Here is a 24,941-nt window from a genome sequence, read left to right as displayed (position 1 = left end):
AAAAAGTGGGTTCATAAATATTGCTGAAAAATGAAAAACAGACTTAAAAAAGAGTTAGTAAAACTTGCCGAAGAAATAATTTCTGAAAAAGAAAATCTGGATACCAAAGCCCTTAAATTAAAAGCGGCAACCTTATATGAGCAACTTTCTATATTGAATTTCACCGAAAAGAATCTTGAGGCATTTGAAGCTCCTGAAGCCACTCCAACGCCTAAGATAGAGAAGAAAGTTCAGGCTAAAGCACCAGTACAGCACGAACGTGACGATTATGCTCCAGATGGTACCGAATACCGGGAAGATGCCGATGCAATTACCGAACCTAATACCGAAAAAATTAAAGATATTGTAGCTCAAATGCCTGCAGAATCTGAGCGTGTAGATGAGCTTATAGAACAGGCAAATCCTAAACCACAGGCTCCACCTGCGCAACAGCAATCTCTTCAAATGGAAGAAGAGCCACCAAAGCCAAAAACAGAAGCGCCTAAAAACGATTTTAGAAATATTGGGGTAGATTATGATAACCTTCCTGATTTTGAACCGTTAAATAACAGGCAAAAGGACCAAAGACCAAAGTCTGTAAACGACAGGTTGAAGAAAGGAATAAATATTGGGCTTAACGAACGACTTTCATTTATAAAAAATCTATTTGACGGAAATTCTTCAGATTATAATCGGGTACTTTCCCAGTTAAATACTTTTAGTTCTTTAGATGAAGCCCAAAAATTTATCCAGTTGGTAGTAAAGCCAGATTACAACCACTGGGAAGGAAAAGAAGATTATGAAGAGCGATTTATGGCCAAAATAGAGAACAAATTCAGTAATTAAATTCGCTTTAATGGGAAAATTATTCCTGGTTCCAACGCCAATAGGAAATTTGGACGATATGACTTTTAGGGCGGTAAAAGTGCTAAAAGAAGTAGATACAATTCTTGCCGAAGACACCCGAAATAGCGGGAAACTCTTAAAGCATTTTGATATTGGTACGCATATGCAAAGTCACCATATGCACAACGAGCATAAAACAGTAGATCACATTGTTGAACGGATTAAAAGCGGCGAAAATATTGCGCTGATAAGTGATGCCGGAACTCCCGCAATTTCAGATCCCGGGTTTTTATTAACGCGCGCTTGTGTTGAAGCAGGCATAGAAGTAGATTGTTTGCCTGGCGCTACAGCTTTTGTTCCGGCGCTGGTAAACAGTGGATTTCCAAATGATAAATTTATTTTTGAAGGTTTTTTACCGGTAAAAAAAGGCAGACAAACGCGCTTGAATTTACTTGCCGAAGAAACCCGAACTATGATTTTTTACGAATCGCCTCATAAATTGCTGAAAACCTTAAAACATTTTTCAGAGTATTTTGGCGAAGACAGGCCTGTTTCGGTTTCCCGGGAAATTACCAAACTTCACGAAGAAACTATTCGCGGAACGGCAGCTGAGGTTCTTCAACATTACACCAAAAAAACACCTAAAGGGGAAATTGTAATTGTGGTAAAAGGAAAATCTTGATGCAGGAATTGTTAAAAGAAGCCAGGGCCTGCAAATTTTGTGCAAAGCATCTGCCGCTTGGAGCAAAACCTATAGTAGAAGCCACTAAAAAATCTAAAATAGTTTTAATAAGTCAGGCGCCGGGAAAAATAGTGCATCAAACAGGAATTGCCTGGAATGACCAAAGCGGAAAAAAGCTTAGGGAATGGCTGGGAGTAGATGAAAATACTTTCTACAATACCAATAATTTTGCAATTCTTCCTATGGGATTTTGTTATCCGGGGAAAGCCAAAACGGGTGATGCACCGCCTCGTAAAGAATGTGCACCCATGTGGCACGATACTATTCTTTCAGCATTAAAAAATATTGAACTCACCATTCTAATTGGAGCTTACGCAGCAAATTATTACCTGCCCGGGAAATTAAATCTTACTGAAAAAGTAAGTTCTTATCAGAAATTTTTACCTGATTATTGGTGTTTACCGCACCCTTCACCGGTGAACCGTTTCTGGCGAAGTAAAAATCCCTGGTTCGAAGAAGAGGTGGTACCTAAATTACAAACCAGGATTCATAAAATTATAGATTAGTTTTTATCTATCATATCAACAAAATCAAACTTTCTTCCACTGAACAAACCTTTATCCGAAAGTTTTAGATCGGGAATTACTAGGAGCGCCATAAAGGAAAGTGTCATAAAAGGAGCTTTTAAGGTACTGCCTAAATCTTTGGCCATTTTATCTATTTCCTCGTATAATCTACCGGTTTCCCAACCATCCTTATCGCTAATTATCCCGGCAATTGGTAGTGGAAGTGCTTTTTGCTCATTTCCATTCACGCTACAAATTCCTCCTTTATGCTTGATGATGAGGTTTACTGCGTTACAAATCTCTTCGTCTGATGTCCCAACTGCGATAATATTATGAGAATCGTGTGCTACCGAGCTGGCAATCGCTCCATTTTTTAATCCGAAATTCTTTATAAATGCGACAGCAGGAGCTTTGTCCTCATACCGGTTAACCACCGTGATTTTTAAAATATCATTTTCAATATCAGAAATTAGTTCCCCGTCCTTTTCTAAAGCTTTCTGCTGAATTTCATTAGTAATAAGTTCCCCATCCAGCGCTTCAATAACTTTAATAGTATTACCGGCTGCTTTTACTTTAAAATCTTCATGCGTTTTGGATGAAGTATGAAAATTATTCGGCTTTTCGAATGGAGAAGATTTGATATGAGATTTACCATTTTCAGCAACTAATTCTCCGTCAATATAAGTTTGTAAAACTTCAAAATTGGTCAGGTCTTTTACAGCAATAAAGTCGGCGGGGTCGCCTACTTTTAATTGTCCGACTTCTAAATTATAGTGATTTATGGGATTGATACAAGCGACTTCCAGCACTTTAAAAACATCTATACCTTTAGCCACCGCCCGTGCACAAAGCTGGTTAATATGCCCTAAAACCAGGTCGTCTGGATGTTTATCATCAGAGCAAAACATCATATTTTTATAATGTTCCGCCAGCAAATCTACAAGCGCTTCAAAGTTTTTAGCGGCGCTACCTTCGCGAATAAGTATTTTCATACCAAGACCAAGCTTTTCCTCGGCTTCTTCAGCGGTATAACATTCGTGATCTGTAGAAATACCGGCTTCAGCATATTTTTTAGCGTCTTCTCCGCGCAACCCGGGTGCATGGCCATCGGTAGGTTTATTAAAATGTCTAGCCCACGCGATTTTCTTCATCACTTCTTCATCTTCGAAGATAACGCCGGGATAATTCATCATTTCCGCGAGATATTTTATTTCAGGAAGTGCTAATAGATCTTTAATATCTTCAGCATTAATCACAGCTCCCGAAGTTTCAAAATTGGTAGCCGGAACACAGGAAGGCGCACCAAAATTAAATTTCAACGGACTTTTCTTTCCGTTTTCAATCATAAACTTAACGCCTTCTTTTCCCAAGACATTGGCAATCTCATGAGGATCTGAAACGGTGGCTACCGTACCGTGAATTGCAGCTAAACGGGCAAACTCGGTAGGCACCAGCATAGAACTTTCAATGTGTATATGTGCATCTATAAACCCAGGAAGCAAAAAGCTCTTTACTTCGTGCTTTTTTTCTTCAATCTTTGTAATCTTTCCATTCTCGATGCTGATTTCCGCAGGAAAAATCTTCCTGTTTTTAATATCTACGAGCTGGCCCTGTATAATTTTGATCATATTTTTTCTGTAAATCCTAAAGCGTGAAATTAGGGATTATTATTAATTGCTGAAAAATTTCTATTATTCTGTTTTAGTGAATTCCCCCTTATTGGTATTGAAATTCTATATGTATTTTTGAAAAAAACTTACGATGCGCTGGACTTTAAAACCTAAACCCGATTCTTTAGTTGTTAGTAAACTTGCCGAAGAATTAGGGGTGGAAACGCCTGTGGCTGCACTCTTGGCGCAGCGCGGAATAATGACTTTTGAAGCTGCAAAAAAGTTTTTCAGGCCCAGTTTGGAAGAGCTGCACGATCCCTACTTGATGAAAGACATGGATGTGGCTGTAAACCGAATTCAGCAGGCAATCGCTTCCGAAGAAAATATTATGGTTTATGGCGATTATGATGTAGACGGGACTACCAGTGTGGCTTTGATGTCTTCTTACTTAAAAACCCTTACTCCAAATATCGCGACTTATATTCCCGACAGGTATACTGAAGGTTACGGGATTTCTTACCAGGGAATTGATTTTGCGGCCGATAACGAAATTTCGCTGATTATTGCCCTGGATTGTGGAATAAAAGCCATTGATAAAGTAGCTTATGCTGCTGAAAAAGGAATAGATTTTATTATTTGTGATCACCACCGCCCGGGAGAAACTATCCCTGAGGCCGTTGCGGTGCTGGATCCCAAGCGCGAGGATTGTGAATACCCGTATAAAGAACTTTGTGGTTGCGGGGTTGGTTTTAAATTGATCCAGGCTATAAATACTAAAAGATTAGGAACACCCGAGGTTTTACTGCCTTATCTGGATTTGGTTGCGACCGCCATTGGAGCCGATATCGTGCCTATTACCGGTGAAAACCGAATTTTGGCCTATCACGGTTTAAATGTGATCAATGTTGCCCCCAGAATGGGTTTTAAAGCAATATTGGCACAGGTCAAAAAGGATAAACTCACGATAACTGATGTAGTTTTTATAATTGCGCCTCGTATAAATGCAGCCGGAAGAATGAAGCACGGCTTGCACGCAGTGAATTTATTGACGGAAGAAGACGAAGCAACCGCTATGGAATTCGCTGCTGAAATAGAGAATTTTAACGCCGAAAGGAAAACTACCGATAAAGCGATTACGGTTGAAGCTCTTGGGCAAATTGAAGAACTACAGGAACAGGAACGTTATAGTACCGTGGTTTATCACGAAGGCTGGCATAAAGGCGTGATTGGTATTGTAGCTTCACGTTTAACCGAAACCTATTACCGCCCAACCCTGGTTTTTACAAAAAGCGGTGAGAAATTGGCGGCTTCAGCACGCTCTGTGAAGGGGTTTGATGTCTATAATGCTTTGGAAGCCTGTAAGGAGCATATCGAGCAATTTGGCGGACATAAATATGCGGCAGGATTGACTTTAGAAGCTTCAGAATACGAGAATTTTAAAGCGAAATTCGAGTCGGTGGTTTCTGAAACTATAGATAGAAGATTACTAACTCCTGAAATTGCAGTAGATGCCGAAATTGATCTGGATGAAATAACCCCGAAATTTTTTAGAATTCTAAAGCAATTTGCTCCTTTTGGACCAGGAAATATGAGTCCGGTTTTTATGACACGAAATCTTACCGATACCGGTTACGGGAAATGTGTGGGTGCAGATGAAGCACATCTAAAATGCAAGGTTGTACAGCTGGGAAAATCGGCAATGTTTGATATGATTGGTTTTGGACTGGGAGAAAAATTCGAGACGATTTCAGAAAAGAAAACTTTTAAAGCAGTGTATTCCTTAGATGAAAATGAATGGAACGGGAATGTTTCTATTCAGTTAAAATTAAAAGATATCAGCGAATAAATCTTTTCTATTTAGATTCATTTTAAATAATAATTTTATATTTGGATAACTTATCTCGAAGCAATAGCAAGAGGTATAAAATGATGATGAAATTTCGAGGTAGGCTTTGGAATTTTTAAATCTCGATTATCGAGTAAAGTGTTTTAAAATGGAGGATGTTGCATTAATTTATCACAACAAATTAGGAATTGCTTTTCGGTGGAAAAATAACTTACCAAATGCTGACCCAGGGAGAGTACAGATGGTTTTTAAGGATATGGGCTTCTATTTGTTACCTGAAGAAATTCAGCATTTTTCCAATAATATACAAGCTGCTAAATATTATAATTGTGGTAATTGTACCACTGAAAAATCCTGTAGAAATATTCTGTTAAGATCTCCACTTGAAAAAATGGATTTTGCGGTAAGTGCCATAGAGCTGGAACAAATTTCAGATTTAATAGAGGGAACTTTATTTAAATTAAACCTGGAAGATTATCTAAATGGCTGTGGGAGGAATTAAAATTCTAATTTCTTTAAAACCGTCTTCTCACCATCAAAAACTGCGTAGGTGTAAAAGTCAATCCAGTCGCCGGTGTTGATATAGGTCGATTTTCCGTTTAGGTCGATTTCCAGGGGTAAATGCCGGTGGCCAAAAAGAAAGTAATCGTAATGCTTTTCTTCTAATTTTCGCCTACAATATTGAATAAGCCATTCCTTTTCTTCTCCTAAAAATTTTTGCTCCTGGTCTCCCGAGATCGCTTTATTTTTTACTGAAAAATACTGCGCCAGAGGAATGCCTAAATCTGGATGCAACCAACGATAAAGCCATTTTGAAAACGGATTGGTAAAAACCTTTTTCATTCGTTTATAACCGTGGTCTCCGGGTCCCAGGCCGTCTCCGTGGCCCACAAGAAAGGTTTTATTATTGAATTCAAATTCTTTAGGCTTACGAAATACGGGGATACTAAGTTCGTCTTGAAAATAACTTTCCATCCACAAATCGTGATTCCCTACAAAAAAATAGATCGGGATTCCGCTGTCTTTAATTTCTGCAAGTTTCCCTAGAACCCTTACAAAACCTTTAGGCACGGCGTGTTTATACTCAAACCAGAAGTCAAAAAGATCACCGAGAAGAAAAATAGCAGCAGCGTCTTCTTTAATTTCATCCAGCCATTTTACAAATCTAATTTCCCTTGGTCTACTTTCTTCTTGAGTAGGTGCACCAAGGTGATTATCACTGGAGAAATAAACTTTTTTGCCTTCGGGAATAGTCATTTATGATAATTCTAAGCTGTAAATATAATATTTTAGAAAAAGAGCTCACGGGTTTCACTCCCCCTTCGGAGGATGGGGGCTTATTGATCGTTTGCAAACCATTCCGCAAAACTGGATTCGGTTTCCTGGAGTTTTAGCGAGTGTAGTTTTATATGCTCCGGTAAATGTTTTTGAATCTTTTCAGCAAAATTTACCACCATATTTTCGCTGGTGGGTTGGTATTCTACCAGAATAACGTGATGTCCTCGATTTTTTAATTCTTCAGCAAGCTCTACGTGAGGCGTATTCTTGTTAAAAACCGTGGCATGGTCAAACTTATCTACAATTTCAGATTTTACGATCTTTTTCAAATCTCCAAAATCTATTACCATCCCAAACTTCACATTATCTTTATCGGTAATAGGTTCTCCAATCACACAAACACTAAGTTTATAGCTGTGGCCGTGTACGTTTCGGCATTTTCCGTCGTAGCCATAAAGAGCGTGGCCGGTTTCAAAAGAGAACTGTTTGGTAATTCTAATCTTGCTCATCTCGCGTTATTTTTGGCAAAGTTAAGGGTTTTTTAGCGTTATATTTTTTTGGTCCTGCAATTATGTTTCTGTTGTATATTTGCCCGTTTTTTTAATGAAAAATGATAACAGAAACTGCTCCCGAACTTTTTGAACAACTGGATTTTATAGAAAATCCTTTTTACGAAAACATTATTACCGATTTAGTTGAAAATCAATACTGTACTGTAGACGATTTTTTTAATGCTGAAGAAGTTGCAATGCTTCGCAATTCTTTAAAATCGAAATTTGAAGAAGCGCAATTCAAAAAGGCGGCGATTGGTAATAAAAACAATGAAATTGTTGCGAAATCTATTCGCGGGGATTTTATTTTATGGCTTAACGAAGCTGAAGCGGGAAAAGCCGAAAACCTGTTTTTCAACAAAATCAATTCGTTAGTATCCTATTTAAATAAAACCTGTTTCCTGGGAATTTTAACTAAAGAATTCCATTATGCTCTTTATCCTGAAGGTACTTTTTATCAGCGACATCTGGACACATTTCAGAATGACGGGAGAAGAAAACTTTCTATGGTTTGTTATTTAAACGAAGAAGACTGGAAGCCGGAAAATGGAGGGGAATTGGTAATTTATTCCGAAGAAAATGGGGTTGAGGTTTCAAAAGCTATTTATCCAATGCCAGGTCGTGTTGTAATTTTTGAAAGTCAGGTGCTGGAGCATGAGGTGAAACCGGTACAAACTGCAAGATTAAGTATTACAGGTTGGTTAAAAACTCGATAATCGAGATTAGCTTAACCTAAATTTGTCTCGAAATAAAGAAACACTTTTTCTATCTAGAAAGAAATTGGCCCGGGGCAAGTTATTTCTTGAACCTTTTATAAAGTACTACCACAATTAAAACTAAGGCTAAAATTAACCAGAAGCCCATTCCACTTAAAAAGCTTAGAAATTCCCAGGTATCTTCTCCCATTAATTCATTTGGTTTTTCTCCTGTCTTCTCCTCCAGTTGTAACGCGCATAGAAGAAAATGGCAAGAATTATTAGAATACCCAACAGGTAGAGCCAATTATCGGCTATAAATTCCCAAATGGTAAAACCCCATTCCTCTTCCCGGGTGGCATCTCGGTCTTTTGGTAAATGTTGCTGTGGCAAACTCATAAATTAGTTTCTAAGGTTGAAATTAAGCTTTTTAAAATAAGAAATCTGTTATAGGGATGCTAATTTCCCAAATTGAAACCAATATATGTTTAAGATTAAAAACCCGAACTAATTTTTAATCTGTCGTTTATTGTTTTTAATCATCTTGTAGAGAAAAAACCCAAAAAGCCCGGCAATTATTATAAGACCAAGTAATATAAAAAGAAGATTGTCACCTATAAAATAACCTATAGAATATCCAATACTATGTGCCTTATCTCCGGTTTGGTCAAAGTAAAGTAAATACATGTTTTATTTTTTATATTTAGCTAAAGCGTTTTTGGTAAAATCTGAAAGCACCAATTCTCCAGAAATGGCAGCTCTTTCAGCCAGTAATTCGTCCCAGTGAGAAGTGTTTTTCCAAAACATTTGTTTCATCTCATAGAGTGCTTCTGGGTTGTAAGAAGCCAGTTTTTCGGTAAAAATATCAATTTCTTTATCTAAATCTTTTAAGCTTTCAAATACACGGGCATATAAGCCTTTATCTTTGGCCCAATAGGCGTTTTTCCATTCGTGGGCAGCCAGGCTTAATTCGGAAAGGGCACCCACGCCAATTTTACGTTCTACGGCCGGGGCAATTACAAACGGACCAATACCTATGCTAATTTCTGAAAGTTTTACTGCAGCAGCATCAGTAGCCATAGCGTAATCGCAAGCAGCAACCAGTCCCACACCACCGCCAACGGTTTTTCCCTGGATTCGGCCAACAATGAGTTTTTTACAGTTGCGCATCGCATTTAAAACTTTGGCAAAACCTGAAAAGAATAATTTCCCGGCCTGCATAGTTTCAATTGCTACAAGTTCGTCAAAAGAAGCTCCTGCACAAAAGGCTTTTTCTCCTTCAGATTTTAATAGAATCACTTTTACGTTGTCGTCTTCAGATAATTTCTGAAACTCTTTCTCAAGTCGATCTAATAACACTGAAGGGAAAGAATTACTGGCAGGATGGCCAAATTCTAAATGGGCAATTCCGTTTTTAATATTGGTATATAAACTTCCGTTTTCACGTGTGGTAGACATAAATTTGATTTTTCAGTTAGCTGAATACCCAAATTTAGAAAGATTAATTTTGAAAAATACGGTTTTGGTTTAATTGTTTTTAACTGCTCCCTGGCCACTGAGAATCAAACTTCCTTTTGTAAATATTTTCTTCTGAATTTAATGACCAAACCGGCGCTTCGAATAAGCATCCAGACAAAAAACGCGATCCAGATTCCGTAGAGTTTTAAACCGTAATAATCTGAAATTAAAAGGGCAGGAGTGAAGCCCAAAAATGTGGCTACTAAAAGTAAATTACGCAGATACTTTGCCTCGCCCAAACCTTTAAAGATTCCGTCGAACATAAAAGCAATGGCATTTACCGGTTGCATTAATAATACGATCCAAAAAACCGATGAGAATATGGCCAGCACGGCCATATCTTTATTAAAAACTAACCCAATTTGGTTGTAAAACAGTCCGCAGATGGCCATTAACATAAAAGCGATCAAAACCGCATATTTGCTTATTTTTTTACTGAGTTCCCATAAATTTCTGTAATCCCTGGCGCCGAGTAATTTCCCGCCAATCGCATTCCCGGCGTTCGCATAACCATCTATAAAAAAGCTAAAGAAAAGCCAGATATTCATTAAAATACTTTGAGCAGCGATATAGTTTTTCCCGTAATCTGTGGCGTAGGCATTGGCCAGGTAAATAGCGAAATTTAAGGCGGCCGTTCTAACAAAAAGGTTGGCGGCCATAAGTAAAAGGCCTTTTAAACGCGGATTTATATTTAAACTCAGTTTTAAGTGAAAAGGTGTTTTTTTGAAGAAAAACCATAGTGCCATTACCAGCATTGTTCCTTGTGCAGCAAGACTGGCATATGCAGCGCCTTTAAGATGCATCGCAGGAATAAATCCGTCGATTCCATAAACCAACAGAAAATCCAATCCTACATTCACCGCGGCACCGGCAAGACTACACTTCATTGCCCAAAGTGTGTTCTGAAGTCCGCGAAATACTCCGAAAATAGCAAAAGTCACCAAAGTTAATGGATATCCTAACGCGCGGATTTGATAATAATCTTCAGAATATTGTAAGATCAAACCTTCGGCGTTATAGGCGCTAAAGATTGATTCGGCGAAAAAGGCGGTAGTAGCATAGATCACTAAGCTAAAAGCAAAATTGAAATATATAGCCTGCGGAATAAGCGTTTTTACTGCATGAATTCGGTTTGCGCCCAAATGCTGGGAAACAATGGCAGAAATGGCGGTTTTGGTTTGAGCTACGATCCAAATAATTGCTGAAAGAAATGAGCCTACAATTCCTGCCGCAGCCAGCGCTTCAACCGAGTTTTTTTCTACATTTCCAATTACCGCAATATCTGTAAGCGAGATCAACGGCTCGGCAATCCCGGCGATAATTGCCGGAATGGCAATTCGGTTTATATTTTTAAAACTAACAGAAGATTCCAACAGCGGTTATTTTCAGCAGCAAATATAGAATGCTTTATTGTAAAGCCTCATCGCAAGACTAATTTCTTAAGATTTTCTCAATTTGCGTTGAAAGAATTTGCTAAAAGTTTTTCGTAGCAATGAAAAGGATACTCATTTTTATGCGGAAAATAGACATCACCAAGTTTTGTGTATGCACGGGCTTCATAGAATTTTTGATTGCGAATATTTTTACTGAATGTATCTAATCTTATGGAAGTAAAATTCTTGTTTTTAGCGAATTCTTCAGCAAAATCCATCATTTTCCTGGCGTATCCTTTTCCCCAGAATTCTGGGTGCGTGGCCAGCCTGTGAACATAAAGATTATTGCCGGTTTTGCTAAGCCAGTTTATATTACGATATACATCATCCATTTTTGAGGTGAGTACAATAATGGAGATAATCATATTCTCTTCCTCAAAAATGTATAATTCTTGCTTCTCAATATCTTTTTTAAGCTTTTCCAGGGAAGGATAACGTTCATTCCATTGAAAGATATTTTGCTGCTGAAGCGCTTTTGCACAGGCTTCGGTTAGTTTCTTGATCTCCCTGAGATCGTTTAGGTTAGCTTTTCTAATCATTTTTTAATCAACAATAATAAATAAAAGTTCTTTGTTGGAATTTACAGAAAATTATTACATTTGCCTTCCAATTGGGGGATTAGCTCAGCTGGCTAGAGCGTTTGGCTGGCAGCCAAAAGGTCATCGGTTCGACTCCGATATTCTCCACAAAACCACCGTTTTTCGCGGTGGTTTTTTGTTTGCCCTGCATGCAAACAATTCCGGGACTTGAAAGAAAGCCCGCTCACCTGATCGGAGGGAAGAGCAATGTAAAGTCAAGTGCGTCACTGGCAACGGTGGGGTGTGAAGGAAGACCTAGCAAGTTAGTGGAACATAGAGAAATCGAACCGATTCTGGCATATATTGGGGGTAAGGTTGCAAAAAGTGCCGATGCCCAAAATCCGAATAGCAATATATGTTAAAACGGATGGCTTCACTAACAGGAATGTTTGCTTAACGGGGGAAGCCTGATTATTCGCCTTTCCAGGCTAAGCAGAAACAAGTCGAGAGACAAGGATTTGTTATGGAAAATCAGGTGGCAGATGAGTCCGTAGTAGTGAGAAAATTTAGGCCTGAGAAGCACTGGTGACAGTGTGGAGGAGAAAACCCAAATGACATTGCACAAGAATCGCATAATCGGTTGCAATGACTGTCACAGATTAACTGTGGCGGATGCGAAGGGACGAAGTTAAATTAAGTACAGGAAGTTCTTTAAAGGAATTAGCCATAAGCGAAGACAATCGGAATTGAAACATTCTGAGGAATTGCAGCAAAGAGGAGTGACGAGCTAACTCTGGCTGTTAATCCGCGCGAGTATTGAGTAGTAAGATTTTCTTTTACTGTTATAGATTGCCACAGTGCTAAAGACAACAGTATACCTTATGAACAAACAATCTGTCTAATTCTGCCTAAAGAAATAAACCGTACTGCAAAGAAGAGAAAGTTTCATTATGCGAAAATGGTACAGTCTTATAGACAAGGTATATGCATTACCGAGGCTGGAACAAGCCTACCGTGAGGTAAGGAAAAACAAAGGTTCCAGAGCCAAGGGAGTGGATAACCAAAGTATAGCTGATTTTAGTTCAGCTTTAGAGGAGAATTTGTGCCAACTCTCCAGGGAACTGAAAGAGGGGAGATATAGGCCACAGCCGGTAAGGCGGGTCTATATCGATAAACCAGACGGGAGCAAGAGAGGATTGGGTATCCCAACCATCAAAGACCGCATTGTACAACAATCGCTGCTTAATGTGTTGCAACCTATCTTCGATCCCGAATTCCATCCCTCCAGTTATGGGTATCGTCCTAAACGAAGTGCTCATCATGCCATTGCCAAAGCAGAGCGCTTTAGTCGGTACTATGGTCTGGATCATGTAGCAGACATGGATTTATCCAAATGTTTTGATACTCTAGACCATCGGCTGATAGTGCAAAGCGTGGGCAAACGGGTAAGCGATGGAAAGATACTTAAACTGATAGGGAGCTTTTTAGAATCCGGCGCACTTGATGGAGCGCGCTTCACACCTACAAAGAAGGGGAGCCCACAAGGGGGAATTATCTCACCGCTTCTGATGAATATCTATCTGGACGCATTCGACCAGCATATGAAAAATTCAGGCATACGAATGGTGAGGTTTGCTGATGACGTGCTGTTGTTTGCACCAACCAAAGCTCAAGCTGGAAAATACATGGCTAAAGCCACGAGTTATCTGGAAAAAGAGCTTCGGTTAGAAGTGAATAAAAACAAGAGCAGTCTGACAAACCTTGAAGAAGGCATCCACTATTTAGGTGTGGTGATAAAGCCCTATGGAGTAGTGGTATCCCACAAAAGCATCAAGAGGTTCAAAAAGAAAGTAAAATTACTAACCCCTCGAACTAAAGGGCAAAGTATAGCTTTCTATATTAAAGAACTGAACCCGCTATTAAGGGGTTTTGCCAATTACTTCCGAATAGGCTTGACCAAAAAGCTGTTCCAGGATCTTTTAAGCTGGATCAGGAGAAGGTTACGAATGATGGTGATGAAAAGCTGGAAAAGCTGGAAACCTCTTCACCGACAACTAAGGCGTATGGGCTATAAGGGGAATTTTCTTAAGATATCGGTAACCCGATGGAGAAACTCCTCCACCAATTTAATACACTATGCCCTGCCCAATAAGTACTTCTCAGAATTAGGGTTGTACGCAATGGACACAGTTGAAGGGAATACTTTGCATCAGTACTATCAAACAGTACTGAATAAGATTTAACATGAGCCGTGTACGAGACCCGTATGCACGGTTCTGGAAGAGGGATGAAGATAATAAATGCTCAAATATTTATTATCTTCACCCTACTTGATTATTTCCGAACTTTTCATTTTGAAAATATTGCGGGCTGGCTAGTGCGTCCCGATACATAATCGGGAAGGGCATCGGTTCCCCCGACGCTTCAGGGCGATATTCTTCACAAACCACGCTGTCTAAACAAGGTTTTCGTCAAGCTGAACTTGTTTCAGCTTCTAACATGTTTAGATTATCAAAATATTAGATTCTAAACTAAATTCAGAATGACGATTTATTTAAAATGAAAAACGATCTTAAAAATTAATTCAAGACCGTTTTTAGTGAAAATATACTTTTAAAAAGCTTAAGAATCAGCTTCGTCGTTATCTATGTATTCGTCTTTTAGATCCTGAACGCTGGCATCGAGAAAAGTTGCCGTTCTATTAAGCACGTGCTGAAATTCTTTAGTTAATTCATCTTTATTCCACGGGTGAGAAATACCAAAAACGTGATCGGCATTTTCTACCAAAAGCAATTTAGAAATAGCACTCCATTCAAATAAATTCCCGGCATCGGCAATAGATACCGTGGTGTCATTACTTCCGTGAGCAATAAAATGGGGAATATCCAGCTTTTTGGTTGCTTTTTGAATATTTAAACGCTCCCTGTTTTCTCTAAAATTCTTATAGAATTGGTAATGATGCGGTAATTGCTGCCCGGTACGGGTGTTTTTTATGTATTGCACGCCTTTTTTCTCCCAGGCTTCCAGTTCTTTTTCTTTTGGGAAACGAGAAGCAAAATCACTTACCGCGGCAAGGGTAATAAGCTTGTTAATTCTTTCTTCTTCAGCAGTTTTTATAATTGCAATTCCGCCACCTCGAGAATGCCCAATCAGGTTAATACTCTTCACGTCTATTTGTTGAGCCTGGTCAAAATCTGGGGTTAGCACCCAGTCTATAACGGTTTGGAGGTCATCTAACTCCTTTATATAATTATTATCTCCAAAGGCTTCAATATTTAAGAATTCGGTTGGGTTTTCTGGAGAAGTCCCGTTGTGAGAAAAGTTAAATTTCACGAAGAAATAACCCTTTTCTGCATAAAATTCTCCCATTTTATCCCAGGCGCCCCAATCTTTAAAACCTTTATAGCCGTGGCAAAAAATTATGATTGGCTTGGGTTTCTTATCGTCGTTAAAAATTAAATCTATAAGAATAGGTTTATTGTGCTTTCCATCTATCTGGAGGTTAGTTCTTTTAGTGATTTCCATAGGTTTTTTATATTTCTTTTTCCTTAAAAGGAATTTCAGGATCGCAAATTTCGGTAATTAGTTTCTTTAATTCTATCTCAAATGCGCCTAGAATCTCCTTATTTATAGCAGTTTCTTTATTTTTTGTTCTTGGTTTATCTTTTTTAGCGAATTTCAGGAATCCGCTTTTTAAATTTTTAAATGAAATAATGCCGGCTTCAACCGGTAAATCTATCGAGCTTTGATCTTGCATCATCTTAGTATACGCTAATACCTGGAAACTTTTGCTGTATTTATCGTAATCTGAAGCGAGATCTTCCCAATCTACAATTTCAATTTTATCCTGGGTTACCTTCCCTGTTTTATAGTCAATAATTCTGGTTATACCGTCAGCATTTTCCACACGATCAACTTTTCCGCGCATAAAGATCGGAAAATCAAGATGCTCTATCCTAATTTCAGATTTTAAAGTTTTCTCAATTTTTAGGATTTTAATCTCTTCAGATTTAAGTCTATCTAATTCCAGGTTTAAAAAGTTGCGCAAATAACGTTTGGCCACTTCATAAATCAACAAGTTTTTTCCCTGGTTTACCGGCCCGTTCATATAAGATTTTTTAAACTGAAGCGTGATCTCTTCCTGGATCCTAGCTTTAAAATCTTTTATATGCTCTTCCGTGAGCATTTGGTTCTCCAGCGGTTTATAAAAATTTTCAAGGCTATCATGTACCACCGTCCCCAATGTATTGTAAGCTACTGTTTCCTCAACTTCTTCGCTATCACGAACACCTAGAACGTACTGCCTGTAAAAGTCAAGCGGATTTCTAATATAAGAAGTTAGGGCAGAAGGGGAGAAGCCATAAGTAGCGAGGGATTGGATCTTCTCCATAATTTCAGGAGTTTTTTTCACTTCCCGAAGTTCATTTTTAATTGCCGGAACTCTTGGACTCACCATAGCATGCGTGAGCTGATGCGCCGGTTGTTTCTCAATTTCCAGCTGAGTAAGAAACCTGCTTTTTTCTCCGGAATTCAACCCGTCGGTTTCTGTATTATAAAGCAAATGCACATTTTGAGCGCGTTGTAAAAGTCTGTAAAAATGATAGGTGTAAACCGCGTCTTTCTCTTTGTAAGTGGGCAGTTTGTAAGTTTGTTTTAAATCGAAAGGAATAAAAGAACTCCCCGATTTACCCGAAGGTAAAACGCCCTCATTTACCGAACAAATAATCACATTTTTAAAATCTAAAGCCCGCGATTCCAACATTCCCATAAGCTGTAAACCTTTAAACGGCCTTCCCTGGAAATCCAGGTTTTGGGTACTCATTATTTCTTTATAAAACTGATAAAGTGATTTAATACTTTTTAGGTGAGGATAAGCTTCGTTGAGGTTTTCCAGTTTGTTAAACAGCACATGAAAATGATATAAAAACTCCAAACCAAGCTTATTCTCGCTACTTTTTAAATGAATTTTAACCTGGTTTATAATTTCCTGAAAAGCTTCTAAGGCTTTTTTAGGCGAGTTATCCCAACTTCTAAAACAAGCTTTTATTAAAGGTTTTGCTTCAGGAGAAAACGAATTTATAATTTCTTTTTCTGAAAGATTTACCGTGTTTTCTGACTGGATTTTTTCTATAAAAACTTCGGTTTCCTTTTTTAGAATTTCGTTTAAAGCGGGGTGATTAATTACCGAAATCACATCTTTATAATAATAAGCAGAACCGGTGTTTTGGTGAATTTGAAATAACCTGTCAAACAAAGAAGCGATAGGCGCATTTTTAAGCGGAAAACCCATGGTGATATTCAAATCCTGTACATTAGGCGGCAAACTGTTTAAAACGGGTAACAAAAGGTCTTCTTCTCCTAAAACCACGGCGGTTTCCTGTAGTGTTTCTTCATCTAAATTCGCCAATAATTCTCCTAAATATTTGGCCTGTCCCACATTCTTTGGAACGCCGGTAATTTGAATATTTTTAGCTTTATAATACTCGTTTACATTAAGCTTAGCTTTCTTTTTCTTATAAACCGGCCAGTCTTTTAAATACTGATTTATAAAGAGTGAAGCATCGTGCTGGCGGTCTTTTACAAAAACCTCATCTAAGTCCCAGTAAATCTCTGCTCGATCGTTTTCTAATAGATGTTGAACTATTAGTTGCTCAGCAGTATTTAGGGCATTAAAACCGATAAAAAGGTGCTGGGCTTTGTTGGTTTGGGTGTATTCTGTAATATTTTCTGAGGCTTTCCTATAAATTAAACCCTGGTAGCCGGTGTTTTTGGAAAGTAATTCTTCTTTTAAGGCTTCGTAAAATGCCGGTAAACTATTCCAAAACGATAAATAATTATTTATCAATTCGGTTTTGGGTTCCTGGATAGACCAATGTTTTAGGTCCTGAATATCTGCCAGGTAATTAAAAAAGCTTTTGTAATCTATTAAATAACGGTCTATTTCATTGAAGTCATGGATAAGGCTTTGTGCCCAGGCCGTAAAAGTTTCAAAATCCTCCTGTTCCTCTATTGGTGTAATTTTCTTGTAGACATTATAAAACTCGAAAAGAGTAAGAGTATTATCTACAGTTTTTATTTTAGAAATTACTTCTGTGAATTCTTCAATACTATAAACTTTTGGAGCGAAAATGTGATTTTCACTTAAAGCAGAAAGTTCTTTTAATAGAAAACTTCCTGCACGTTTGCTGGGAAGAATAAAGATGATTTCTGAAATATTTTCTTCTGAAGAAATGAGTTCCTTAAGAACTCCTGAAATAAAAGATACCATAGGCTAAAAATAAAAAACGCCCCGGGAACCGAGGCGTTTTTCTATAATAATTATCTAACTAATTACCAGATTTCTTATTCCATAGAAGAATCAGAATCTTTTACTTCTTTATTTTTATCTAAAGAGATTTCAACCCTACGGTTATCCTGTCTTCCGGCAGCGGTATTGTTAGTAGCAATTGGTCTTTCTTCACCATAACCTTCAGAAGTTAATCTGTTGCTTGGTACACCATTTTCTTCTAACCATTTCTCTACGGACGCAGCACGCTCACGAGATAGTTTCTCGTTATATTCGGCGCTACCAGTACTATCGGTATGACCTTCAATGTGGAATATTGTATTTGAATATTCATTCATAATATCTGCAATAGACTGAAGTGCTTCTTCTGACTCATCTCTAATTGTAGCCTTGTTCAAGTCGAACAATACAGTTTTAGAATATTCGTTCAATTCAGAAATAACTTCTACGTCTGGTTCTGGACATCCGTTGTTAGCTGCAGTTCCAGCAACTTCAGGACAATCGTCGTCTTTATCTAAAACGCCGTCACCGTCCATATCTTCGTAAGGACAACCATTGTTTTCAGCAGGACCTGCTTCGTTTGGACAGTCGTCTTCGTTGTCGGCAACTCCGTCACCATCTGCATCAGGACATCCGTTAAGTTCAGCCAATCCGGCTACTTCAGGACAGTCATCATTAGGATCAGCAATTCCGTCACCATCGGTATCAGGACAACCATCAAATTCAGCTAAACCAGCTTCATTTGGACAAGCGTCCATACGGTCTTCAATCCCGTCACCGTCAGAATCCGGACATCCGTTAAACTCAGGTAAACCTGGAGTTTCTGGACATTCATCATCTTTATCGTAGATGCCGTCACCGTCAGAATCTGTTCCACCGAACATAAATTTCACACCCGCTGCGTGTTGAAAGTGTGTTGCACCATCAACATCAAACACGTGTTTGTAATTAGATTCAACAGTTAATGCAACATTATCTGTAAACCAGAAATTTAATCCGAATTTACCATTAAGAGTTGCTGCACTAAGATCTGAAATTGGGTAATCTCCATTATCAGCAATGCTGGTGTAACCACCACCAATACCAACAACAGGATCTAACCATCCGTCATTTAATAAAGCTCTTAAGCTGTAATTAAACGATCCATCTACAGAATAATATGCCATTTGTGGAACAGATTCAGCGCCATATTGTTCTATTTGGTTTACAGAACCCGCAAGTTCAAATACAAAGCCACTTCCAATATAACGACCTACTGTTAATCTAGACATAGATGGCAAGATATTCCAATGATCTCCAACGTTAAAATAATCGTCAAAAGTTCCTCCTACATCAGTGGTAGGGTGAAAATCTACCGCGTTGGTTTGAATCCCAATAGACCAGGGATTGTTTGCATCCTGCGCAGTCACCGAAGTAATGCCCAGAACCAACATTGTAGCGAATAAAATTTTGCTAAGATGTTTCATATTCAATAGTTTAGTTTTAAGTGTTAATTGTTAACAAAAGTAGACTGTTAAAGCTTATCGGCAAAGCATAAAATAATAAAGTTTTCTTAATAAACCCTTAGATAATGGCGTTTTTGAGAGCTTTTTAAGATTTATAAAGCCTTGTTTTTGCTAATATTTCATTATAAGGATCAGCTACTCTTTAACATTGAAACTAAATTATTTCCAATTCTTTACCCACTTTGGTGAAGGCCGCAATGGCTTTGTCTAAATGCTCCTGCTCGTGGGCGGCAGATAACTGTACTCTTATCCTGGCTTTTTCTTTTGGAACTACCGGGTAAAAGAATCCTATTACATAAATACCCTCTTCCAGTAGTCTCTCGGCCATTTTTTGAGATAATTTAGCATCATAAAGCATTACCGGTACAATAGCCGATTCTCCATCTATAATATCAAAGCCGGCATCTTTAATTCCTTTTTTGAAATATTGAGTATTGCTTTTTAGTTTTTCGCGTAGACTATTGTCATTTTTAAGCATATCAAAAACCTTTAGCGAAGCACCAACAATAGAAGGAGCAAGGGAGTTTGAAAACAAATAAGGCCTGGAGCGTTGTCTAAGTAATTCTATAATTTCCTTTTTTGCTGTAGTATAGCCACCCATAGCGCCGCCAAGTGCTTTTCCTAAAGTTCCGGTGATGATATCCACACGATCCATCACTCCTTTTTCTTCCAGGGTTCCAATTCCTTTTTCTCCAATAAACCCTGTAGCGTGGCATTCGTCTATCATAACCAACGCATCATATTTATCAGCTAAATCACAAATTTTATCTAAAGGAGCTACAAGTCCATCCATAGAGAAAACACCATCTGTAACGATAAGCTTAAATCTTGCTCCTTTTTCGTTGGCATCTTTAAGTTGTTTTTCTAAATCGGCCATATCACCATTTTGGTAACGATATCTTGCCGCTTTACATAACCTAACCCCATCAATAATAGAGGCGTGGTTAAGCGAATCTGAAATTATTGCATCTTCTTTGGTTAAAAGCGGTTCAAAAATTCCGCCATTAGCGTCAAAACAAGCAGCATAAAGAATAGTATCTTCAGTGCCGTAGAAATCGGCTATTTTTTGCTCCAGTTCTTTATGGATATCCTGGGTTCCACAAATAAATCTAACACTAGACATTCCAAAACCGTGGGTGTCCATAGTGTCTTTTGCTGCTTTTATAACTTCAGGATGTGAGGATAATCCTAAATAATTATTGGCGCAAAAATTTATTACTTCCTGTCCGGTAGAAATTTTAATTACCGCATCCTGAGGGCCGGTAATTATTCGTTCTTTTTTAAAAAGGCCGTCTTCTTTAATTTGTTCCAGCTCTTTTTCTAAATGTTGTTTTATTGATCCGTACATAATTTTTAATTTTTTACAAACTTACATTTCTTTTAAACAAGGCGCACCTTAAGTGCTTTATTTGTGTAAACAAGATTTTTGCTACCTATTTTGTAACCCATATCTTCTAAAATCCCGGCATAGCTGTTAATTTGAGCTTCGTGGGAAATATCAAACTTTCCGGTTTTATAATCTATAATATTCACTGTATTTCCCGAAAAATTAATGCGGTCTGGCCTTAATCTTTTACCTTCAGGAGTTAAAATATCGCGTTCATTATAATTTTTAGCTTCTTCTGCGTAAAATGCTGAAAGCTGTGGATGATTGGTAATTTCAAGAAGCAATTTTTCTATTTTTTCTGCGGAATCTTTGGTGATTATTCCATCGTTTACGGCCTGGGTCACAACAGGTTTTACCTGATCTTTAAAATCTATTTGCGCCAATAATTCGTGCAGAATTTCTCCTTTTTCTATTGCTTCTTCCTGTTTGCTATCCCACAGCATTCCCGATTTCGTTACGATATTTACCGCTTGATTTTGAGTGGCTGAAGAATAGAACTTTTTAGAAATAATATTTTCTGAAAGACTTTCTTCTGAAATTTCCGGGCTTCCAATTTCACCAAATTCATAAGTATTGATGTTGGAATCCCATCTTCCAATTTCTTTTAAAAAGCCAATCAGTAAGCCTGAAGTTTTATAGGCTTTTTCATTTCCTTTTGCATCTATTTCTTTTTTACTTAACAAATACAACTGTTGCGAAGCACGGGTGCATGCTACATAAAGTACATTTAAAGTGTCAAGTTCTTTTTGGTGAATTAACTCGGAATAAATATCTAAAGCCTTGGGTCCCCAATTCAGCATTTTATCTGATGCGCTTAGGTAATTCATAGGAATTTCATTTAAGGGAGCCTCCATTGGTAACCAAAGTGAATCCATTCGGGTGCTTTTAGAATCGGAATTCGCATAAGGATAGATCACCACCGGAAATTCCAGGCCTTTAGATTTATGAATGGTCATTATTTGAACCGCATCTTCAGCTTTTGGAACAACGATACTGAGGTTTTCTATTTCTTGTTTCCATAGATCCATGAAATCGGCTATGCCGGCAGTAGCTTTTTGAGTACTTTCAAAGATAAAATCCAAGAAAAACTGCACATAAGCGTTAGATGTTTCTACTAAAGAAAAGCTTCGAATAATATATTCTGCGGCTTCGTAAACTGAAAGTTGCCTTATTTGATCAAGGTCAAAATCGATATTATAATCTTTTAACCAGTGGAAAAAGGCCCTACCGTCTTTCTTTAAATTCGTTGAAATAATAGGGTAGCGATTTTCTATTTCTAGAAACTCGGCCAGGAAATCAAAAAGTTCCAGTTTTAAAGTGTTGTCTTTAGGACTTAAAGAAAATTCAAGCAAATGAGCCATAAAATTTACTTCAGGAGAATTGGCCACTAGCAAAGTTTCCGAAGAAACTACAGGAATATTATTTTCGCTTAAATAACTCGCAATAGTAACGCCTTCCTTTTTTTTACGCGTTAAGATGCAGATATCTCCTTTTTTAATTTTTCTTTTTTCTAAATTCTGAATAATTTCCAGGATTTTTTCAGGATAAATTTCGTGTTCTTCCGCCGCATTTTCGGCTTCAATAAAATCGATATTTACATATCCAAAATCTCCTTTTTTAGGATTTTGACCGCTTTCCTGAAACAAATTAGCATAAGCAGGGTGTTGCAAAGTACCGGCTGCATAGCTAAATAAACTATTGTTGAAGTTCACAATCTGGCTTCCGCTGCGGTAATTATCTGGCAGATTTTGAACGTATTTTTCAATACTAAAAGGGTTAGTATCTAAGCAAAGGTCTATAAACTGCTCGGCTTTTCCGCCACGCCAACGGTAAATAGATTGTTTGGCATCACCAACCAGCATCGCACTGGCAGGATCCTGAATATTTTCAGAAGAAAGTTTATTGTCTATAAGCGGAATAAGATTTTCCCACTGCATCTGGGAGGTATCCTGAAACTCATCTATAAAATAATTCTGGTAACGTTCCCCAAGCCTTTCGTAGATGAAAGGGGCCGGCTGGTCTTTAACCTGGGCGCTAATTTTAGGGTTAAATTCTGAAATTAGAATTAGGTTACGTTCTTTCTTGATAAGCTCTACTTCCTGGTTTATCGCGTTAAGAAGCGAAAGTTGGGTAAGGTTTTTTCTAATTGCCTCAAGAAAATCAAGGTTTAGGTAGGCTCTTTTCGAAATTTCGAAAAAGCTAACTATTAAAGATTGAACACTATCTAGCGCATCTTTTACCGCCTGATTTTTGTTCGATTTTGTGTAAAGTGGAGCGCTGTACAGTTTTAGCATCCAGGCTTTTTCAAATCCGTCAATAGGTTTTTGATCTCTTAACTTTATAAAATGCTTATAAATATAACCGCCGCTAAAATCTTTTTCTTCAATGCTATTTTTCTCAAGCAGGTCGAAGAACTCGTGGCTTGTTTCTGCAATTAAAGCTTCGGTTTTCTTTATTTCTGAACTTATTCTTTCTTTGAATTTCTGAAAATCTTCTGGAGTTTTTCCCTTTAGTTTTTTTAGCGCTTCCTGGTGATTTTCGCCAATAAGTAATTCAGAAATTTCAAAAAGATCTTTAGCTATATCCCAGCTTTTGTCGTCATCGGTTTTACTTATGGCAAAAGCAATAAGAACCTTTGTAAGTTCTTTATCGGTTCCGGCTTTGCTTATAAGCCTATCTACGGCTTCCATTAGTATTTGCCGTGTGTTAAGGGCAATTTCAAAATTTACGGGAAGACCAAGATCTTTAGCGAAAGTTCTAAGTACCCGGTGTGTAAAACCGTCTATGGTAGAAACTTCAAAAGCGGCGTAATTATGAATAATGCTTTTTAAGATCTTTGCAGCTTTAGTTTTAAGCTCGGCTTCAGATAAACCGGTTTCTTCAGCAATAATTTTAAAAAGCGGATTACTATTAATTGAAGTTTCTTCTTCAGTAAAATCTCTTAAACTGCTAATAATCCTGGATTTCATTTCATCTACCGCCTTATTCGTAAAAGTGATAGCTAGAATGTTTTTGTAAGCATCTGGCTTTTTGCTTTTAAAAAGCAAGAGCAAATATTCTTTAACCAGGGTAAAGGTTTTTCCCGATCCCGCCGAAGCATTATAAATAGTGAAATTATTAGTCAAAAAAGCTGGATTTTGATGAAGATTTTGAATTTTAAAGGTAAAATAAAAATGTTTTGTATTCTCCCCCCGCTTTTAAGTATTTTATAACACTAAAATGTTTTTATTAAATAGCTTAATACCTAAATTTGAGTGAATTTTATTACTAATCACTAAAAAATAGATACAAATGGCTTTTGAGTTACCAAAGTTAAAATATGCATTTGATGCATTAGAACCACATATAGATGCGAAGACCATGGAAATTCACCATGGAAAACACCACGCAGGTTACACTAAGAAATTAAACGCTGCAATAGAAGGCACCGATCTTGAAGGAAAAACTATAGAGAATATTCTTGAAAATCTTGATAAAGAAAATACCGCTGTAAGAAATAACGGAGGCGGATTTTATAACCATAACCTGTTTTGGGAAGTAATGTCTCCAGATGGTGGTGGAAAGCCAGAAGGTGAACTTGCAAAAGCAATAGATGCTGCATATGGTTCTTTTGAAGCTTTTAAAGACGAATTTGCCAAGGCAGCTGCAGGACAGTTTGGTTCTGGATGGGCCTGGCTTTGTGTTCACGAAGGCGGAAAAGTAGAAATTTGCTCTACTGCAAATCAGGACAATCCATTAATGCCAGGAATTGGCTGTGGCGGAACTCCTATTTTAGGTCTTGATGTTTGGGAACATGCTTATTACCTAAACTATCAAAACCGTCGTCCAGACTATATTGATGCATTTTTTAATGTAATAGACTGGAAAGAAGTGGGAAGCAGATATGCAAAGCAGAAATAATAACTAAGTTATTTTTCATATATATTAAAAAGACCGCTGTTTGGCGGTCTTTTTTTGTTTGCCCTGCATGCAAACAATTCCGGGACTTGAAAGAAAGCCCGCTCACCTGATCGGAGGGAAGAGCAATGTAAAGTCAAGTGCGTCACTGGCAACGGTGGGGTGTGAAGGAAGACCTAGCAAGTTAGTGGAACATAGAGAAATCGAACCGATTCTGGCATATATTGGGGGTAAGGTTGCAAAAAGTGCCGATGCCCAAAATCCGAATAGCAATATATGTTAAAACGGATGGCTTCACTAACAGGAATGTTTGCTTAACGGGGGAAGCCTGATTATTCGCCTTT

The 24,941-nt window shown here is 37.9% G+C and carries 21 protein-coding genes and 1 tRNA gene; 9 read left to right on the top strand and 13 right to left on the bottom strand.

Annotated features, from left to right (window positions below; genetic code table 11):
• Positions 1–30: 30 nt before the first annotated feature.
• From AO058_RS03940 to AO058_RS03930, 3 genes are read left to right on the top strand one after another with little or no spacing between them, the layout of a single operon-like run.
• Positions 31–825 carry a hypothetical protein gene (locus AO058_RS03940; protein WP_075325335.1) on the top strand — a complete coding sequence of 265 codons (795 nt, stop codon included), beginning with the start codon at positions 31–33 and terminating at the stop codon, positions 823–825.
• 10 nt (positions 826–835) lie between these two features.
• Positions 836–1,507, top strand: coding sequence for a 16S rRNA (cytidine(1402)-2'-O)-methyltransferase (gene rsmI, locus AO058_RS03935; protein WP_075325334.1), 672 nt, complete (start codon positions 836–838; stop codon positions 1,505–1,507).
• Complete coding sequence (locus AO058_RS03930; protein ID WP_075325333.1) at positions 1,507–2,073, top strand: uracil-DNA glycosylase family protein; 567 nt, start codon at positions 1,507–1,509, stop codon at positions 2,071–2,073. The genes rsmI and AO058_RS03930 overlap by 1 nt, the downstream gene beginning before the upstream one ends.
• Here the strand turns inward: AO058_RS03930 and ade are convergent.
• Positions 2,070–3,701 carry an adenine deaminase gene (gene ade / locus AO058_RS03925; protein ID WP_075325332.1) on the bottom strand — a complete coding sequence of 544 codons (1,632 nt, stop codon included), beginning with the start codon at positions 3,699–3,701 and terminating at the stop codon, positions 2,070–2,072. The genes AO058_RS03930 and ade overlap by 4 nt on opposite strands.
• Positions 3,702–3,834: 133 nt before the next feature.
• Here ade and recJ point away from each other — a divergent pair, with 133 nt between their 5' ends.
• Positions 3,835–5,529 carry a single-stranded-DNA-specific exonuclease RecJ gene (gene recJ, locus AO058_RS03920; protein WP_075325331.1) on the top strand — a complete coding sequence of 565 codons (1,695 nt, stop codon included), beginning with the start codon at positions 3,835–3,837 and terminating at the stop codon, positions 5,527–5,529.
• Positions 5,530–5,677: 148 nt separating this feature from the next.
• Positions 5,678–6,031 (top strand): hypothetical protein, encoded by a 354-nt coding sequence (locus tag AO058_RS03915; RefSeq protein ID WP_075325330.1) that lies wholly within the window; start codon positions 5,678–5,680, stop codon positions 6,029–6,031.
• On the opposite strand, the gene AO058_RS03910 is transcribed toward AO058_RS03915, so the two are convergent.
• Positions 6,028–6,786 carry a UDP-2,3-diacylglucosamine diphosphatase gene (locus AO058_RS03910; protein ID WP_075325329.1) on the bottom strand — a complete coding sequence of 253 codons (759 nt, stop codon included), beginning with the start codon at positions 6,784–6,786 and terminating at the stop codon, positions 6,028–6,030. The two genes, AO058_RS03915 and AO058_RS03910, sit on opposite strands and share 4 nt — an antisense overlap.
• An 80-nt stretch (positions 6,787–6,866) precedes the next feature.
• Entirely contained in the window at positions 6,867–7,316 is a 450-nt protein-coding gene (locus tag AO058_RS03905) for a 6-pyruvoyl trahydropterin synthase family protein (protein ID WP_075325328.1), read from the bottom strand.
• A gap of 101 nt (positions 7,317–7,417) precedes the next feature.
• Here AO058_RS03905 and AO058_RS03900 point away from each other — a divergent pair, with 101 nt between their 5' ends.
• Entirely contained in the window at positions 7,418–8,074 is a 657-nt protein-coding gene (locus AO058_RS03900; RefSeq protein ID WP_075325327.1) for a 2OG-Fe(II) oxygenase, read from the top strand.
• 189 nt (positions 8,075–8,263) lie between these two features.
• On the opposite strand, the gene AO058_RS03895 is transcribed toward AO058_RS03900, so the two are convergent.
• From AO058_RS03895 to AO058_RS03875, 5 genes are all read right to left on the bottom strand, one after another.
• Positions 8,264–8,452 (bottom strand): hypothetical protein, encoded by a 189-nt coding sequence (locus AO058_RS03895; protein WP_232228887.1) that lies wholly within the window; start codon positions 8,450–8,452, stop codon positions 8,264–8,266.
• A gap of 108 nt (positions 8,453–8,560) precedes the next feature.
• A complete protein-coding gene (locus AO058_RS03890) occupies positions 8,561–8,740 on the bottom strand; it encodes a hypothetical protein (RefSeq protein WP_075325326.1) in 180 nt (59 codons plus the stop codon).
• Between the two features lie 3 nt (positions 8,741–8,743).
• Positions 8,744–9,511 carry an enoyl-CoA hydratase/isomerase family protein gene (locus AO058_RS03885; RefSeq protein WP_075325325.1) on the bottom strand — a complete coding sequence of 256 codons (768 nt, stop codon included), beginning with the start codon at positions 9,509–9,511 and terminating at the stop codon, positions 8,744–8,746.
• 104 nt (positions 9,512–9,615) lie between these two features.
• Entirely contained in the window at positions 9,616–10,944 is a 1,329-nt protein-coding gene (locus tag AO058_RS03880; RefSeq protein ID WP_075325324.1) for an MATE family efflux transporter, read from the bottom strand.
• 77 nt (positions 10,945–11,021) lie between these two features.
• Positions 11,022–11,543, bottom strand: a complete 522-nt coding sequence (locus AO058_RS03875; protein ID WP_075325323.1) for a GNAT family N-acetyltransferase — start codon at positions 11,541–11,543, stop codon at positions 11,022–11,024.
• A 73-nt stretch (positions 11,544–11,616) separates the two neighbouring features.
• Here AO058_RS03875 and AO058_RS03870 point away from each other — a divergent pair.
• Together AO058_RS03870 and ltrA are read left to right on the top strand one after the other, a co-directional pair.
• A tRNA-Ala gene (locus AO058_RS03870) sits at positions 11,617–11,690 on the top strand.
• Positions 11,691–12,472: 782 nt separating this feature from the next.
• Complete coding sequence (gene ltrA / locus AO058_RS03860; protein ID WP_075325137.1) at positions 12,473–13,765, top strand: group II intron reverse transcriptase/maturase; 1,293 nt, start codon at positions 12,473–12,475, stop codon at positions 13,763–13,765.
• 379 nt (positions 13,766–14,144) lie between these two features.
• On the opposite strand, the gene AO058_RS03855 is transcribed toward ltrA, so the two are convergent.
• From AO058_RS03855 to AO058_RS03835, 5 genes are all read right to left on the bottom strand, one after another.
• On the bottom strand, positions 14,145–15,047 hold the full coding sequence (locus AO058_RS03855; RefSeq protein WP_075325322.1) for an alpha/beta hydrolase family protein: 903 nt from the start codon (positions 15,045–15,047) through the stop codon (positions 14,145–14,147).
• A gap of 7 nt (positions 15,048–15,054) precedes the next feature.
• A complete protein-coding gene (locus AO058_RS03850; protein ID WP_075325321.1) occupies positions 15,055–17,790 on the bottom strand; it encodes a PD-(D/E)XK nuclease family protein in 2,736 nt (911 codons plus the stop codon).
• 74 nt (positions 17,791–17,864) lie between these two features.
• Positions 17,865–19,274: an OmpA family protein gene (locus tag AO058_RS03845; protein ID WP_075325320.1), complete on the bottom strand. Its 1,410-nt coding sequence runs from the start codon at positions 19,272–19,274 to the stop codon at positions 17,865–17,867.
• A gap of 193 nt (positions 19,275–19,467) precedes the next feature.
• The gene (gene kbl, locus AO058_RS03840) at positions 19,468–20,661 is read right to left on the bottom strand and encodes a glycine C-acetyltransferase (protein ID WP_075325319.1); all 1,194 of its coding nucleotides are present in this window, start codon (positions 20,659–20,661) and stop codon (positions 19,468–19,470) included.
• Between the two features lie 32 nt (positions 20,662–20,693).
• Positions 20,694–23,825, bottom strand: a complete 3,132-nt coding sequence (locus AO058_RS03835; protein ID WP_075325318.1) for a UvrD-helicase domain-containing protein — start codon at positions 23,823–23,825, stop codon at positions 20,694–20,696.
• Between the two features lie 166 nt (positions 23,826–23,991).
• On the opposite strand from AO058_RS03835, the gene AO058_RS03830 reads away from it, so the two are divergent.
• A complete protein-coding gene (locus AO058_RS03830; RefSeq protein ID WP_075325317.1) occupies positions 23,992–24,600 on the top strand; it encodes a superoxide dismutase in 609 nt (202 codons plus the stop codon).
• Positions 24,601–24,941 lie beyond the last annotated feature (341 nt).

This window comes from Salegentibacter sp. T436 (assembly GCF_001932675.1).
Lineage (GTDB): Bacteria > Bacteroidota > Bacteroidia > Flavobacteriales > Flavobacteriaceae > Salegentibacter > Salegentibacter agarivorans.
The sequence above is the reverse complement of the archived record's forward strand: the minus strand, read 5'-3'. Positions and strand labels throughout refer to the sequence as shown.